The following is a 13,310-nucleotide window of genomic DNA, read 5'->3' as shown; positions in this document are numbered from 1 at the left end:
ACGCGGCGGGTAATCGCCTCCAATGGTCTCCCGCTCTCCCGTCCATCGGCCCGCGCCGCTCTTCGCTCGGATCGCCTGCGCCGCCGCCGTCTCGCTCGCCCTCGCCGTGCCGAGCGTCGCCGCCGCCGAGACCCGGATCGCCGTCGTCGACGTGCAGCACGCCGTCATGCAGACGGAGGACGGCATCCGAGCGCAGGCCACGCTGAAGAAGCTCTTCGACCGGCGGCAGCAGGAGCTCGACGCGAAGCAGACCGAGCTCCAGCGGGCGCGCGAGGACATCGAGAAGCAGTCGCGCGTGCTCTCGCGCGAGTCGCTCCAGAAGCGGATGGAGGACTGGCAGCGCCAGATGGTCGAGCTCCAGACCGTGTTCGTCGACTACAACAAGGAGCTCCAGAAGAAGCAGGGCGAGCTCACCGGGCCCATCCTCAAGAAGATGATGCTCATCGTCGGCAGGATCGCGAAGAAGTCGGGCTACGAGATCATCTTCGACAAGCAAGCGGCCCCGTACGTCCGCGCCGATCTCGATCTGACGGAGCAGATCATCCAGCTCTACAACACCGGCGGCGGCGAGGACGACGCGGGCGGCGACAAGGCAGAGAAGAAGGACGACGCGAAGTAGCGCGCCGCCCGCGCGCTCCACGCTCCACACCGCGGAAAGGAGCCGGCCTTGCCCGAGCGAACCCAAGCGCCCGTCACGCTCGACATCCACCAGATCCTGTCGATCCTGCCGCACCGTTACCCCCTCGTGATGGTCGACCGGGTGACGGAGATCACCGCCAACAAGTGCATCCGCGGCTACAAGTGCGTCGCTTACAACGAGCCCTGGTTCCAGGGGCACTTCCCCCAGCGGCCGATCATGCCCGGGGTGCTGATCCTGGAGTCGCTCACGCAGCTCGGCGGCATCCTCGCCTATGCGTCGGATCCGTTCGACGCCACGTCGAACCTCATGTTCTTCCTCGGCATCGACAAGGCGAAGTTCCGCCACACCGTGACGCCCGGCGACCGGCTCGATCTCTACGCCGAGGTGCTGCACCACCGCTCGAACGTCTGGAAGCTGCGCGGCGAGGCGAGCGTCGACGGGACGCTCTGCGCCGAGGGAGAGATGCTCGCTTCCATCGTCGATCGCGAGCCCTGATCGGGGAGGGAGATCTCGTCATGAGGCCCAGTCCATCGCCGTCGTTCGCCCGAGTCCTCGCGGCCCTCTGCGCCTCGCTCGCGCTCTCGCTCGCAGGCGGCTGCGGCGGCGCCGCGCCCGTCGCTCCGCCGGCGCCCGAGGCGGGCGGCGGCCTGATCGGCTCCGCGGCGCCCGAGCTCGCGGCGGAGGTCGTGAGCGGCGAGGGGCCCGCCACGCTCAACGACGCGCGCGGCAAGGTGGTGATCGTCGATTTCTGGGCGACCTACTGCCGCCCCTGCAGAAGATCGTTCCCCAGGTACCAGGAGCTCGTCGACCGCTTCGGCGGCAATCTCGCCGTGCTCGCCGTCTCCCTCGACGCCCCCGAGGACGTCTCGACGGAGCAGATCGCGGGGTTCGCGGACGAGGCGGGGGTCAGGTTCAAGATCCTCTGGGACAAGGACCAGAGCGCGGAGAAGGCGTACAAGCCGCGGCGGATGCCGACCGCGTTCGTCGTCGATCGGGACGGCGTCGTGCGCCATGTCCACGCGGGCTACGAGGACGGCGAGACGGACAAGATCTCCCGGGAGATCGAGGCGCTGCTCGGCCCGGCGGCGGCTCCGCCGCCTGCCGGCGGCGGCCGCCGATCCCCTTGACGCTGCCGAGGAGGCGACGCTCGTCTTGACGACCCCCACCCTGATCCGACGCGTCTCGGTCGAGGCGCTCGACATCCCCCTGCACGAGCCGTTCGGCATCGCCGGCGGCGCGCAGGAGCGCGCGGCGAACCTCCTCGTCACCGTGGAGCTCGCCGACGGGACGCTCGGCTTCGGCGAGGCGGCGCCGCTGCCCGCGTTCAACGGCGAGACGCAGGACGGGTCGCGCGCCGCCGCCGTCTCCCTGCGCGAGGCGGTGGTAGGCTCGGACGCGCGCGCGTGGCGCGCCGTCGCGCGCGCGCTCCGCGAGGCGTCCGGGGGCGGCGCGGGCGCGGCGCGCTGCGCGATCGAGACAGCGATCCTCGACGCGCTCACGAAGCGCGCGGGCATGCCGCTCTGGGCCTTCTTCGGCGGCTCCGGGACGGCGCTCACGACCGACATCACCATCACCACCGGCTCGCCGGAGCGCGCGGAGGAGGCCGCGCGGCGCGCATCGGCCATGGGCTTCCGCGCGCTCAAGGTGAAGGTCGGCGGCCGCCTCGCCGCGTCGGACCCGGCGCGCATCGAGGCGATTTACGCGGCCGCGCCCGGGGCGTCGCTGATCCTCGACGGCAACGGCGGGCTCACGGCGGGCGAGGCGCTCGCGCTCGTCGCGCACGCGCGCCGGCTCGGCGCGGACGTCGCGCTGCTGGAGCAGCCGGTGCCGCGGGACGACTGGGACGGCATGAAGGAGGTCACGCGGCGCGCCGGCGTCGACGTGGCCGCCGACGAGAGCGCCGCCTCCGCGGAGGACGTCCTGCGCGTCGCGGCGGAGCGCGCGGCGACCGTGGTGAACATCAAGCTGATGAAGGGCGGCATCGCCGAGGCGCTCGACATCGCGGCGGTCGCCCGCGCCGCGGGGCTCGGGCTCATGATCGGCGGGATGGTCGAGTCGGTGCTCGCGATGACGGCGTCGGCGTGCCTGGCCGCCGGCCTCGGCGGGTTCTCGTTCGTCGATCTCGACACGCCCCTGTTCCTCGCCGAGAACCCGTTCGACGGCGGCTTCGTCCAGCGAGGCCCGGCGCTCTCCCTCGAGGAGATCCGCGCCGGCCACGGCGTCACCCCGGAGCGCCGCTCTCCAGGGGCGGGCTAGCGGCCGTGTCGTCGACGGCGCCGATCCACGCCGGCACGCCCAGCTGATCGAACGGGCCCCGCAGGTCGTCGGGTAGCGGGGCGGCGAGGCGCAGCGGCGCGCCCGTCTCGGGGTGGGCGACGGCGAGCTCGGCCGCGTGGAGCGCGAGGCGGTGCAGCGCGTACCGCTCGCGGAACAGGCGGTTGTGCTCGCCCTTGCCGTAGTTCACGTCGCCGATGATCGGGTGGCTGATGTGCTTGAGGTGCCTCCGCACCTGGTGCAGGCGGCCCGTGCGCGGGCGCGCCTCGACGACGGCGTAGCGCTCGAGCGCGTGGAGGCGCTCGAAGTCGGTGACGGCCGGCACGCGCGGGCCCCTCTCGCGCCGCGGGATCGGGTGATCGACGCACCCGCGCTCGGGGGGCACGCCGCGCACGAGCGCCAGGTAGCGCTTCCGCGCGAGGCCCTGCTCGAACTGCGCGCAGAGCAGCGCCGCGGCGGCGGAGTCGAGCGCGACGAGCAGGACGCCGCTCGTCGCCCGGTCCAGGCGGTGGACCGGGTAGACCTTCCGGCCCAGCGCGCGCTCGGCGAGGTCGACGAACACGACCGGCGCGTCACCCCAGCCGCGGTGCACGAGCAGCCCGGACGGCTTCGCGAAGGCCGCGACGCGATCGTCCAGGTGGAGCAGGGAGAGCTGCGTCGCGGCCGCGCTCATCCGGTCCCGAGCGCGAGGTACCGCGCGAGCCGCTGGTACAGGGCGGCCGCGAGCTCCGCGTCGTGCTCGCAGACCTCGGCGAAATCGTCCTTGCGGATCCGGATGAGCCGCGTGCGCGCCGCGGCGACGGGCAGATCGCCCTTGCGCCGCGCGCCCACGAGCGACTCCGGGAAGAGCAGCCCGGAGGACCCGACGCGCCGCCCGTCCGGCAGGTTCACGGCGCCGTCGAGCACCAGGTAAGCGACCAGATCGCTGGCGACGTCGCGCGGGATCCGATCCCCCGCGCCGAGCTCCACCTCGACGCCGGCCGCGAGCGCCCCGAGCACCGCCGCGGGGCTCATGCCGGCGAGGAGCGGGCACGCGGAGAGCACCGACAGATCGCGCGAGGACGGGCCGGCGTCGTCCGCGCGCTTGACGAAGCGCTCCTTGATGTCGATGACGATCGCGCTCGCGTTGTCGTGGCCCCCGCGCTCGCGCGCGTGGCCGAGGAGGCCGGCGGCGACCTCCTCGGGCCCGCCCTTCGAGCAGAAGCGGGAGAGCGACGCCTCGCTGTCGATCGCGTTGTGCACCCCGTCGGTGCAGAGGACGATGCGGTCGCCGCGCGAGAGATCGACGAACACGGTGTCGACCGCGACGGTGCCCGCGAGCCCGATCGCGTTCACGAGCGGGTTCCGTTGCGGCTTCCTGGCCGGGGTCGGGTTGCCGGCCGCGCGGAGCGTATCGTAGAGAGCATGGTCCTGGGTGAGCTGGACGGTGGTCGTCGGGCGAACCAGGTACGCGCGGCTGTCGCCCGCGTGGGCGAAGAACGCCCGGCTGTGCGCGAGCACGACGAAATCGAGCGTCGTGCCCATCCCCTGGTAGCTCGGCTCCGCGCGGCGCGCCTCCAGGATGGCCGCGTGCGCGGCCTCGCCCACGCGCCGGAGCAGCGCGAACACCTCGCGCCGCGCCTCGATGTTCGGGTCGGCCACGTACGCGTCGAGGATGGCGGCGGCGGGCGGGCGGAGCACCTCGACGCGCACCGTGTCGACGGCGATCTGAGCCGCGACCTCGCCCGCGGCGTGGCCGCCCATGCCGTCGGCGATGCCGAAGAGGGCGAGCTCGGGGCAACAGAGGATCCGGTCCTCATTGCTCGGGCGGACGAGGCCTACATCGGTCGATGCGGCGAACTCGATGCGATAGTCGAAGCGTGGGAGGATCCGGGACACCGCGACCAGGATAGACACCGTGCGGGCGGCGTCAAAATGGCGCGTCCGTCGACGACCGCGCGGCGGCTCCACGCCCGCTCGCCTGCGCCGGCCGGCGGTCGGCAACGTGACGCGCGCTCGCCCCTGTCCCCGCCGCGAGCGCGCGCCACGGTGCCGCCCCGCTGCCCCCCTCGCGGCGGCGCGCGGCGGGCCTCGCCCTGGCCCCCGCTGACGCGGGCCGGCGCGCCCTGCGCACCGGCCGAGGCGAGGCCGTGCCTCCGGCGGACACACCAGCGTGCAACGCGCACGGATCCACGGTTGGCCCGACTCTCGCGTCTTCGGGGAGCATGCAACTCATCGAGGTGGACGTCGGGCGCTTTCGGCTCGAATTCGGCGGAGGGCTCGGGCTGGAGGTCATCGTCCTGTTCAGCCGCTCGGTGGCCTTCTGGCGCTGGGGCGGCGAGCTCGTTGCGGAGGTCAGCGTCGGCGTGAGCTGAACCGGACAGCCGTCGTCTCGACCCGAGCCCCGCCGGCCACAGCAGATTCGGGGCGCGCAGCGAAAGAGCCCCAGACAAAAAATTCCGGTAGGATTCGGCTCGACCGCATGAGGCCTCGCCGCTGTCTGACATCCACCACGCTCGCTCCTGCCGCGGCTCTGCCGGAGGCCTGCGCAGCGACTCCGCCGTTCACGCTCGAGCTCGGCGGTCCGACGCGGACTGCGGGGCGCGCGATCTCGCGCCGCTCGTGGAGCGCGCGATGACGGTAGAACCGCGGATCGACGTCGCCACGATGCGGCGCGCGCTGTCCACCGCCGAGGCGGTGATGGCGCTGAACCCACCCGAGTCGCCGATGACCGAGGGGTACCGGCTGTTCCGGGTGTCGGGCGGTGACGTCGCGTGGCTGGACCTGCCCGCGAACAGCGGCGCCTATGCCGTCTTCGGCTCGCACCCGCGCTGCGACATGAAGTTCGCGTCGGGCGACGATGTCTGCGTGCGCCACCTGGTCGCGACCTGCTGCAACCTCCCCGACGGCGGCTTCGGGCTGCGGCTCATGGATCTGCAGACCTCGATCCCGTTCTTCGTGGACGACGACGTGCCGCGGCGGTCGATCGTCGTCAGCGGCCCGCTGCTCGTGCGCATCGGCAAGCACGTGGTCGGCGGGCTCCCGGTCGGGCCGCGCGCCTCGTCGAGGGTGCTCGAGGTGAGCTCGTGCGGGATGAGCGAGCCGCCGCGCGGCCTCGAGAGCGTCGCGAGCAAGGCCGTCAGCGAGGGCGCCGCGCCGCCCGCGGCGACCGAGGGCATCACGACCAGCCACCGCTTCGCCCGCGGAGAGATCTCGCACATCACGTCGGTGCGCCCCGTCGCGCACATCGAGGAGATGGTGGCGCCGCGCGCGAAGAGCGGGTACGTGCGGCTCACGCTGCAATCGAGCGAGCGCAGCGCCGCGGTCGAGCTGCCCCAGCAAGCGCTCGACGACGGCGTGCTGCTCGGGCGCGCCGACAACTGCCTGGACCGCGGCCTGCGCGCCGTCCTGAGCACGCACATCTCGCGGACCCACCTGCTGCTCCTGCGGGACGGCGCGGAGATCATGGCCCTCGATCTCTGCTCGACGAACGGGACGAGGTTCGCAGGCCAGAAGGTCCGCCGCGTGATGGTGCCCGCCGAGGGCCTCGCGCTCACGCTCGGCCCCGAGCTCACGCTGATCTGGCACCCGCAGACCTGACGCGGGTCGCCCTCGCGGCGCGGCGGCGCGGCGGCGCGGCGGCGCGCTACGCGAGGAGCTGGCGCGCGATGACGAGGCGCTGGATCTGGCTCGTGCCTTCGTAGATCTGGAGGACCTTCGCGTCGCGCATCATCTTCTCGACGGGGTACTCCTTCACGTAGCCGTTGCCGCCGAACACCTGCACGGCGTCCACGGCGGTCTGCATGGCGCTGTCGGCGCCGTAGGCCTTCGCGAAGCTCGAGACGATCGGGTCGCGCACCCCGTGATCGAGGTTCCACGCGGCCTTCTGGTAGAGCAGGCGCGTCCCCTCGACGCGGATCGCCATCTCCGCGAGCATCCACTGGATGAGCTGGTGGTTGCCGATCGGCTGGCCGAAGGTCTTGCGCTCCTTGGCGTAGGCCACGCACTCGTCGACGCAGCGCCGCATGAGGCCCGTCGCGGCCGCGCCGATGTCGGGGCGGGTCTGGTTGAAGGTCTCCATGGCGAGCTTGAAGCCCTGCCCCTCGGGCGCGAGCAGGTTCTCCTTCGGCACCTTCACGTCGTCGAGGAACACCTGGGCGGTGTCGCTCGCCCGCTGGCCGAGCTTGTCCTCCTTCTTGCCGACGCGGAGGCCGGGCGTGTCGCGGTCGACGATGAACGCCGCGATCCCCTTGTGCCGCAGCTCCGGGTTCGACGTCGCGAAGATCACGTAGTAGCGCGCGTAGCTCGCGTTCGTGATCCAGCACTTCTGCCCGTTCAGCACGTAGTCGTCCCCGTGCTTCGTGAAGCGCGTCTTGAGGCCCGCGACGTCGCTGCCCGCGTCCGGCTCGCTCGTGCAGTAGCTCGCCATGATCGGCTCGGCGGTGAGCATGCCGAGGTACTTCTTCTTCTGATCCTCGCTGCCGGCGAGCTTGATGGGGGTGAGCGCGAGGCCGTTCGCGAGGAAGCTCGTCTGGATCCCGGTGCACCCGTACGAGAGCTCCTCGGCGAGGAGGGCGTTCTCGAGCTCGCCCATCCCCGGGCCGCCGTACTCGGCCGGGCAGGTCGGGTTGACGAGGCCGATGTTCCAGCCCTCCACGAAGACATCCATCGGGAAGTACGATTTCTGATCGCACTCGGCCGCGATCGGGAGGATGCGCTCCTTCGTGAAGCGACGCGCCGTATCGATGAGAGCCTTGTGCTCTTCGCTCACAGAGAAATCGACCACCTTGTGACCTCCGGCTAGTGGGGGCGGGGACGGCGCTCACCGGGCCCGCCAGCTCCGCGGGACGAGGGCTTGCGCCCCCGTCACTCCTTCATTCTGCGCCTGCGTCGCTCGAGCTCGGCGCGCACGGCGCGGCTGCCCAGAATGTAGCCGACGATCAGCCCAAGCATCAGCACCACGGGGATGTAGAGCGCGTGCTGCGGGGTCATCTCCCCCAGGTTCGGCATCAGCTCGCCCCCTGGCCCGCTCCAGCCCGCGCCTTCTGCACGGCGGCCTCGAGCGCGTCGATGCGCCGGTCGATCTGCTTCTGCCGGCGCCAGGAGACGAAGACCAGCGCGAAGAGGATGAGCCAGATCGCGGCGTACGCCTCGACCAGCAGCTTCTCTCCGCTCTGCATGTCGTTGCCCCCCTGGACGGGGCGGAACGCCTGCGCTCGGTCGTCCGTCGTGGTGCTCGTCGGCTGCTGCAACGCCGCATGGGAGAACAGGGAATGATTGGTTTTCATGTTGTCAGTCCTCTCCGATGCCGGCTTCGAGGGCCTCTTGCTCGAGCTCCGCGAGCCGCGCGGACGCGAGATCGACGCGGTAACGCGCCCAGACGAGCGCGAGGGTGAGCAGGGTGAACGAGAGGAAGCCGAAGCCGAGCGCCATCTTCATGTCGGGGTGCCCGAGGCCGCCGCCTTTGCCCGTGATGACCGTGGGGTGGTTACCGCCCCACATCTTCACCGAATAATGGATGATCGGCAGGTTGGCCGCGCCGAGGACGCCGAGGGCCGCCGCGAACTTGCGCTCGGCGTCGCTGTCGCCGGTGAAGGCGCGGAGCACGACGTAAGCGATGTAGATAAGCACGCTGAGCAGCGACGTCGTGAGGCGCGGATCCCACGTCCAGTACACGCCCCACGCCTTGGCGGCCCACAGCGGACCGGTGACGAGGACGATCAGCCCCATCGCCACGGCGACCTCGGCGCCGGCCTTCGCCAGCGAGTCCCAGCGCTGGGTGCCGCGCGCGAGGTAGCCGGCGGAGCCGATGAAGCAGACGGTCGCGCCGATGTACATCGCGTACCCGGCGGGGGCGTGGAAGTAGAAGATCTTCTGCACGATCCCCATCGAGGCCTCGGTCGGCACGACGTACGCCACGAAGTGGAGAGTGCCGATGACGGCGAGGGCCGACGCCGCGAGCAGGACGTAAAACGCGATGCTGGCGCCCGCGGATGCGCCGCTCGTCGCGCGCCGCGCCGCATCACCGTTCGCTGCCAAAGCCACCTTGTGCGGCGCCCGCTCGACGTTGACGTTGGCTCCCATGCTGTCGCGCACCGTACTGCCAAGGACGGTCGCGTTCAAGCCGGGGTGACGCGGAGTCGAGCGGCGCCCGAGCGGCGCCCGAGCGGCGCCCGAGCGGCGCAGCGCGTGCCTCAGCGCGGCCGCCCCCTCGCTCAGGTGCCGTCCGGCGCGATGGCGTCCCAGCCGGTCGCCTTCGCGAGCCGTGACATCGCCATGTCGAGATCCATCGTCGCGTTCAGCTGGTTAAATCGGTTCGTGGCATATGCCTTGGCTGGATCGATGAGATCCTTGTCCGCCATCGTCCCGACGTCGATTCCTTGCTGCACCATCACGAGCCAGCGCTTCCCGTACTTGGCCGCCTTGGTGTACGCGTCGAGCCGCTTCTGGGCCTCCACGACCTCGGCATAGGCGGTCTCGACCTCGGTCGCGACCCCGCCCATGGCGAAGCGCTGCGTCGCGGCCATCTCCTCGAGCTGCGCCTCGGCGGCGCGGATGCGCGCCGATTGCGGCAAGACGTCGAGCTTCCACTGCAGCGCGAGCGCCGCGCTGTAGTGGAAGAAGTTGCCGGGGTCGCTGGTGAACGGGTTCAGCTGATCCGCGACCTCCGGGGCGGCGCTCACCCCGACCTGCAGGGCGATGCCGATGTCGGGGAACAGCTGCGCGCGCGCGAGCCGCACCTGCGCGGACCGCGCGTCGAAGCCGGCGCGCGCCTGCGCGAGCTCCGGCCGGTAAAGGCGCGCGGCGGTCAGGTAACGGGTGACGTGGCCGAGCCGGTGGTTCGGCGGGCGGATCGGGACGTCGGGGATGTCGAGATCCGCGACGCCCGTGTAGAAGCGCAGCCCCGCCAGCGCGACCGAGATGTACTTGTCGACCTCGGCCCCGCGCGCCTCGAGCTCGGCCCCGAAGGTCTGCAGCTTGAGCAGCTCGATGGGATCCCCCTCCTCGCGCTCGACCTGCTCCTCGAGGCGCCGGAGGGCCCTGTCCATCTCGGCCCTCACGTCGACGAGCAGGCTCCGCGAGTCGCGCGCGAGCTGGAGGCCGAAATAGGCCTTGCGGACGTCGAGCCGGACCGCGTCGCGCTCCTTCTCGACGCTCGCCTGGTTCACCCGGACGTTCGCCTCGGCGGCGTCCCAGAGGTTCGTGATCTTCCCGAACGTCCAGAGCGGGACGACGCCGTCGATGGTCACGCGCCAGCCGACCCCGAGGCTCGAGGTGAGCGAGACGTCGGTGTTCGGGCTGAAGACGTTGTTCCCGCGGACGGTCGGCGCGAGCGCGACGCCGCCCGTCAGCTTGAACTGCGAGAACGGGGCGTACCGGGCCTCGTCGAGCTGCGCGCGGACCTGGTCGAGCTTCGCGCGCGCGGCGGCGACGTTCGGGTGATTGCGGTCGGCGAGCGCGAGCACGCCGGGGAGATCGTGGACCACCGCCGCTCGCCGCGCGGGCGCCCCGCCGGTGTCGGCGGCGGCAGCGGGGAGCGGCGCGAGCCGGATCGCGAGGGAAACGGCGGCGGCAGCAAGGGCAGCTCGTGCAGCGCGTCGGGCCATTTTCGGCGCAACGTAGCACGAGCCGGCCGCGCGCCTCTGCGACGTGCGCGCGCGACGCGCCCGCGCGTCAGCCCGCGCCGCCCTTGCTCGGCCCCGCCCCGTCGCTCTCCCCCTGCGCCGGCTCGTCTCCGCGCGACGCGACCTTTTTCTTCAGCCTCCGGAAGTTCGAGCGATCCATCCCCGCCTGCCGCGCCGCCTCGCTGAGGTTGTTGCCCGTGCGCTCCAGCAGGCGCCCGACGTAGATCTGATCGAACGCGTCGACGGCGCGCTCCTTGGCCTCCGCGTAGGGGAGCTCGCAGAGCTCGGCCGGCAAGACCAGCGCGTCCCTCGGAGGGCGAAGGGGCGGCCCGGGGCGCCCCGACACCGAGGGCGGCAGATCCGCGGGCAAGATCGCCTCGCCGCGCGCGGAGATCACGGCGTGCTCGATGGCGCTCTCGAGCTCGCGCGCGTTGCCCGGCCACGCGTGCTCGCGGAGCAGGCGCGCCGCCTCGGGGCCGATCCGCTTGACGTCGCGCCCGTGCCTGCGCGCGCACCGGTTCAGGAAATGGCTCGCGAGCAGCGCGACGTCCTCCTTGCGCCGCCGGAGCGGCGGCAGCTCGACGACGATGACGCCGAGCCGGTACGCGAGATCCTCCCGGAGCTGGCCGGCGGAGGCGAGCTCGCGGAGGCCTTCGCACGTCGACGCGATCACGCGCACGTCGACGCGGCGCGGCTCACCCCCCGCCCTCGCGATCTCGCCGTGCGTGAGGACCCGGAGCAGCCTGGCCTGGGCCGCGGGCGGCAGCGCCGAGACCTCGTCGAGGAAGAGCGTTCCCTTGTCCGCCGCCTCGATCAGGCCCCCGCGGGCGCGCGCGTCCGGCGAGGCGTCGCCGCCTTCGCCGAAGAGCTCGTCCTCGGCCCGCGACCCCGGCAGCGCGCTGCAGTCGACGGCGACGAACGGCCGCGCGGCGCGCGGGCCGCGCCGGTGGACGGCGCGCGCGACGAGCTCCTTGCCCGTCCCGCGCTCGCCGATCAACAGGAGGGGCGCGGCGACGGCCGCCACGCCGAGCGCCTTCCTGTAGGCGTCCTGCATCGCGGCCGAGCTCGTGATCACCTCGCCGAGCTGCTCGTGCTCGTCGACCCGCTCCTCGAGGGCCCGCGCGCGGCCCTCGAGCCGCCGGCGCTCGATCGCGCGCTCGATCGCGATCGAGACCGCGGCCTCCGCGTCGACGGGCTTCGTCACGAACCCGTACGCGCCGGCGCGCACGGCCGCGATCGCGGCGTCGAGGTCGGCGTGGCCGGCCATCACCACGACCTCGACGTCGGGGTACGTGGCCCTGATCCGATCGAGCACCTCGGCGCCGCTCATGCGCGGCATGGCGAGGTCGAGCAGCACCGCCTCGACGCGGGTCGTCGCGAGCAGCCCGAGCGCCGCGGGGCCGTCCTCCGCGGTGAGGACGTCGAAGTCGCGCACGAGCGCGCGCGCCAGGCCGCGGCGCAGGGCCGGCTCGTCGTCGACGAGGAGGATACGGGCGCGATCTGCAGCGTTCACGAGGCGGAGCGGCGGGGCGGGGCTACAGCGGCTTGCGTGAGGCGAAGGGCGGGAGGTCGGTGCCCCGGCGCGTCTGCGGCTCCCTCGGCTCGTCCGTAGCCGTGTGCGCCGCGTGCGTCGCGGCGAAGGCGGGATCGCTGGAGCGGCGGAGCTTGCCCGGCGGCGGCGAGGACTGCGGCTCGCCGCTCGCCGCCGGCGTGTAGATGTGGCCGTGCTGCTGGAAGACGCAGATCCGGTTGCCGCCCTCGCGCTTCGCCTGGTTGAGCGCGCTCTCGGCGGCGCGGATCAGCCCGTCCTTGGAGCGGACGTCGCGCGAGGGGTAGAGCGCGACGCCGATCGATACGCTGCACGGCCTCGCCTCTCCGCCGAACTCGACCGGGTTGCCGGCGGCCTCGCGCCAGATCCGCTCGGCCACCGTCAGCGACCCGGCGAAGTGGGTGCTCGGCAGGACGATGAGGAACTCCTCGCCGCCGTAGCGCGCGACCACGTCCACCTCCCGGACGGAGCGGCGGATCCCGTCGGCCACGCGCCGGATCACGGCGTCGCCGAGCGTGCGCCCCCCGGTCTCGTTCATCACCTTCAGCCGATCGATGTCGACGAGCACGCAGGCGAACGGCTCGTGGTAGCGCTCCGCGCGCTTGAACTCCTCGTTGAGCCGCGTGAAGAGGTAACGGTAGTTGTAGAGCCCCGTCATCTCGTCGTGGATGGAGAGCTGCTCCAGGTAGGCGCGCTGCGCCGCGACCTGGTCGTGCAGCCGCTTGATCCGGAGCATCGCGCCGACCCGCGCGAGGAGCTCCTCCTCCTCGAACGGCTTGCAGACGTAGTCGTCGGCGCCGATCTTGAGCCCCTCGACCCGGTTCGCCGTGTCGCTCTTCACGGTGACCAGCACGACGGGGAGGAACGACTCGGAGGTCATGCTCTTGAGCAGCCTGCACGCCTCGAGGCCGGTGAGCCGGGGCATCACGATGTCGAGGAGCACGAGATCGACCCCTCCCCGCCCGATCAGCTCGATCGCCTCCTGACCGTCGTCGACCGCCTCGACCTGGAAGCCCGCCTTCTGGAGGATGCTCACCAGCATCTGGCGCGCGAGGCGGTCGTCGTCCGCGACGACGATCCTGGCCGGTCGACCGCTCGGGAGCTCGATCGGCGCGGAGAGCGGAGCGCTTCGGAGTTCGTCGCTGTTCGGCACCGGCACATCCTCCCTTCAGCCGGGGCCGGGCGCAACGAGATCGCGCTGCGGCGGACGCCGCCTCGCCGGAGGTCGCGCGCGGTCGCGCGC

General features: G+C 72.3%; 15 protein-coding genes. 6 read left to right on the top strand and 9 right to left on the bottom strand.

All coding sequences use genetic code 11. The features are described 5' to 3' along the window. The first annotated feature begins 22 nt into the window (after positions 1 to 22). Genes WMF22_RS15740 through WMF22_RS15725 form a run of 4 tightly spaced genes read left to right on the top strand, consistent with a single transcriptional unit; the run spans position 23 to position 2,896 of the window. On the top strand, positions 23 to 619 hold the full coding sequence (locus tag WMF22_RS15740; protein WP_438036269.1) for an OmpH family outer membrane protein: 597 nt from the start codon (positions 23 to 25) through the stop codon (positions 617 to 619). A 48-nt stretch (positions 620 to 667) separates the two neighbouring features. Beyond that, positions 668 to 1,135, top strand: a complete 468-nt coding sequence (gene fabZ / locus WMF22_RS15735) for a 3-hydroxyacyl-ACP dehydratase FabZ (RefSeq protein ID WP_012235490.1) — start codon at positions 668 to 670, stop codon at positions 1,133 to 1,135. A 20-nt stretch (positions 1,136 to 1,155) separates the two neighbouring features. Beyond that, complete coding sequence (locus WMF22_RS15730) at positions 1,156 to 1,767, top strand: TlpA family protein disulfide reductase (protein ID WP_438036268.1); 612 nt, start codon at positions 1,156 to 1,158, stop codon at positions 1,765 to 1,767. A gap of 25 nt (positions 1,768 to 1,792) precedes the next feature. After that, positions 1,793 to 2,896 (top strand): dipeptide epimerase, encoded by a 1,104-nt coding sequence (locus WMF22_RS15725; RefSeq protein WP_437299886.1) that lies wholly within the window; start codon positions 1,793 to 1,795, stop codon positions 2,894 to 2,896. Here WMF22_RS15725 and WMF22_RS15720 read toward each other — a convergent pair. Both WMF22_RS15720 and WMF22_RS15715 read right to left on the bottom strand, forming a co-directional pair. Continuing rightward, positions 2,862 to 3,587: a pseudouridine synthase gene (locus tag WMF22_RS15720; protein ID WP_438036267.1), complete on the bottom strand. Its 726-nt coding sequence runs from the start codon at positions 3,585 to 3,587 to the stop codon at positions 2,862 to 2,864. The genes WMF22_RS15725 and WMF22_RS15720 overlap by 35 nt on opposite strands. Further along, on the bottom strand, positions 3,584 to 4,810 hold the full coding sequence (locus tag WMF22_RS15715) for a protein phosphatase 2C domain-containing protein (RefSeq protein WP_438036266.1): 1,227 nt from the start codon (positions 4,808 to 4,810) through the stop codon (positions 3,584 to 3,586). Before WMF22_RS15715 ends, WMF22_RS15720 begins: the two co-directional genes overlap by 4 nt. A 308-nt stretch (positions 4,811 to 5,118) precedes the next feature. Between WMF22_RS15715 and WMF22_RS15710 the strand changes: the two genes are divergently transcribed. Further along, entirely contained in the window at positions 5,119 to 5,268 is a 150-nt protein-coding gene (locus WMF22_RS15710; RefSeq protein WP_157906681.1) for a hypothetical protein, read from the top strand. A 259-nt stretch (positions 5,269 to 5,527) separates the two neighbouring features. After that, a complete protein-coding gene (locus tag WMF22_RS15705) occupies positions 5,528 to 6,493 on the top strand; it encodes an FHA domain-containing protein (RefSeq protein ID WP_437299883.1) in 966 nt (321 codons plus the stop codon). A gap of 46 nt (positions 6,494 to 6,539) precedes the next feature. Here the strand turns inward: WMF22_RS15705 and WMF22_RS15700 are convergent, their stop codons facing one another. The 7 genes from WMF22_RS15700 to WMF22_RS15670 all read right to left on the bottom strand — a co-directional run bounded on the left by WMF22_RS15700 (position 6,540) and on the right by WMF22_RS15670 (position 13,220). Further along, positions 6,540 to 7,679 (bottom strand): acyl-CoA dehydrogenase family protein, encoded by a 1,140-nt coding sequence (locus tag WMF22_RS15700; protein WP_437299882.1) that lies wholly within the window; start codon positions 7,677 to 7,679, stop codon positions 6,540 to 6,542. Positions 7,680 to 7,759: 80 nt separating this feature from the next. Continuing rightward, entirely contained in the window at positions 7,760 to 7,903 is a 144-nt protein-coding gene (locus WMF22_RS15695) for a hypothetical protein (RefSeq protein ID WP_012235483.1), read from the bottom strand. Then, positions 7,903 to 8,181: a CcmD family protein gene (locus WMF22_RS15690; protein WP_437299881.1), complete on the bottom strand. Its 279-nt coding sequence runs from the start codon at positions 8,179 to 8,181 to the stop codon at positions 7,903 to 7,905. Before WMF22_RS15690 ends, WMF22_RS15695 begins: the two co-directional genes overlap by 1 nt. A gap of 4 nt (positions 8,182 to 8,185) precedes the next feature. Next, positions 8,186 to 8,977 carry a cytochrome c biogenesis protein gene (locus WMF22_RS15685; protein ID WP_012235481.1) on the bottom strand — a complete coding sequence of 264 codons (792 nt, stop codon included), beginning with the start codon at positions 8,975 to 8,977 and terminating at the stop codon, positions 8,186 to 8,188. Between the two features lie 131 nt (positions 8,978 to 9,108). Further along, positions 9,109 to 10,500, bottom strand: a complete 1,392-nt coding sequence (locus WMF22_RS15680; protein ID WP_438036265.1) for a TolC family protein — start codon at positions 10,498 to 10,500, stop codon at positions 9,109 to 9,111. A gap of 67 nt (positions 10,501 to 10,567) precedes the next feature. Beyond that, positions 10,568 to 12,031 carry a sigma-54-dependent transcriptional regulator gene (locus WMF22_RS15675; protein WP_437299879.1) on the bottom strand — a complete coding sequence of 488 codons (1,464 nt, stop codon included), beginning with the start codon at positions 12,029 to 12,031 and terminating at the stop codon, positions 10,568 to 10,570. Between the two features lie 22 nt (positions 12,032 to 12,053). Then, positions 12,054 to 13,220 carry a diguanylate cyclase gene (locus WMF22_RS15670; protein ID WP_438036264.1) on the bottom strand — a complete coding sequence of 389 codons (1,167 nt, stop codon included), beginning with the start codon at positions 13,218 to 13,220 and terminating at the stop codon, positions 12,054 to 12,056. Between the last annotated feature and the right edge of the window lie 90 nt (positions 13,221 to 13,310).

This window comes from Sorangium sp. So ce204 (assembly GCF_051526795.1).
Taxonomy (GTDB): Bacteria; Myxococcota_A; Polyangia; order Polyangiales; family Polyangiaceae; genus Sorangium; species Sorangium cellulosum_B.
Note: the sequence above shows the minus strand (reverse complement) of the source record. Positions and strands in the feature narration are given on the sequence as shown.

What these genes read in the sequence shown, in the direction of transcription:
- WMF22_RS15740 (WP_438036269.1), top strand. Translation starts at nt 23, where the DNA reads ATGGTCTCCCGCTCTCCCGTCCATCGGCCCGCGCCGCTCTTCGCTCGG.
- WMF22_RS15730 (WP_438036268.1), top strand. Translation starts at nt 1,156, where the DNA reads ATGAGGCCCAGTCCATCGCCGTCGTTCGCCCGAGTCCTCGCGGCCCTC.
- WMF22_RS15720 (WP_438036267.1), bottom strand. Translation starts at nt 3,587, where the DNA reads ATGAGCGCGGCCGCGACGCAGCTCTCCCTGCTCCACCTGGACGATCGC.
- WMF22_RS15710 (WP_157906681.1), top strand. Translation starts at nt 5,119, where the DNA reads ATGCAACTCATCGAGGTGGACGTCGGGCGCTTTCGGCTCGAATTCGGC.
- WMF22_RS15705 (WP_437299883.1), top strand. Translation starts at nt 5,528, where the DNA reads ATGACGGTAGAACCGCGGATCGACGTCGCCACGATGCGGCGCGCGCTG.
- WMF22_RS15695 (WP_012235483.1), bottom strand. Translation starts at nt 7,903, where the DNA reads ATGCCGAACCTGGGGGAGATGACCCCGCAGCACGCGCTCTACATCCCC.
- WMF22_RS15690 (WP_437299881.1), bottom strand. Translation starts at nt 8,181, where the DNA reads ATGAAAACCAATCATTCCCTGTTCTCCCATGCGGCGTTGCAGCAGCCG.
- WMF22_RS15685 (WP_012235481.1), bottom strand. Translation starts at nt 8,977, where the DNA reads ATGGGAGCCAACGTCAACGTCGAGCGGGCGCCGCACAAGGTGGCTTTG.
- WMF22_RS15680 (WP_438036265.1), bottom strand. Translation starts at nt 10,500, where the DNA reads ATGGCCCGACGCGCTGCACGAGCTGCCCTTGCTGCCGCCGCCGTTTCC.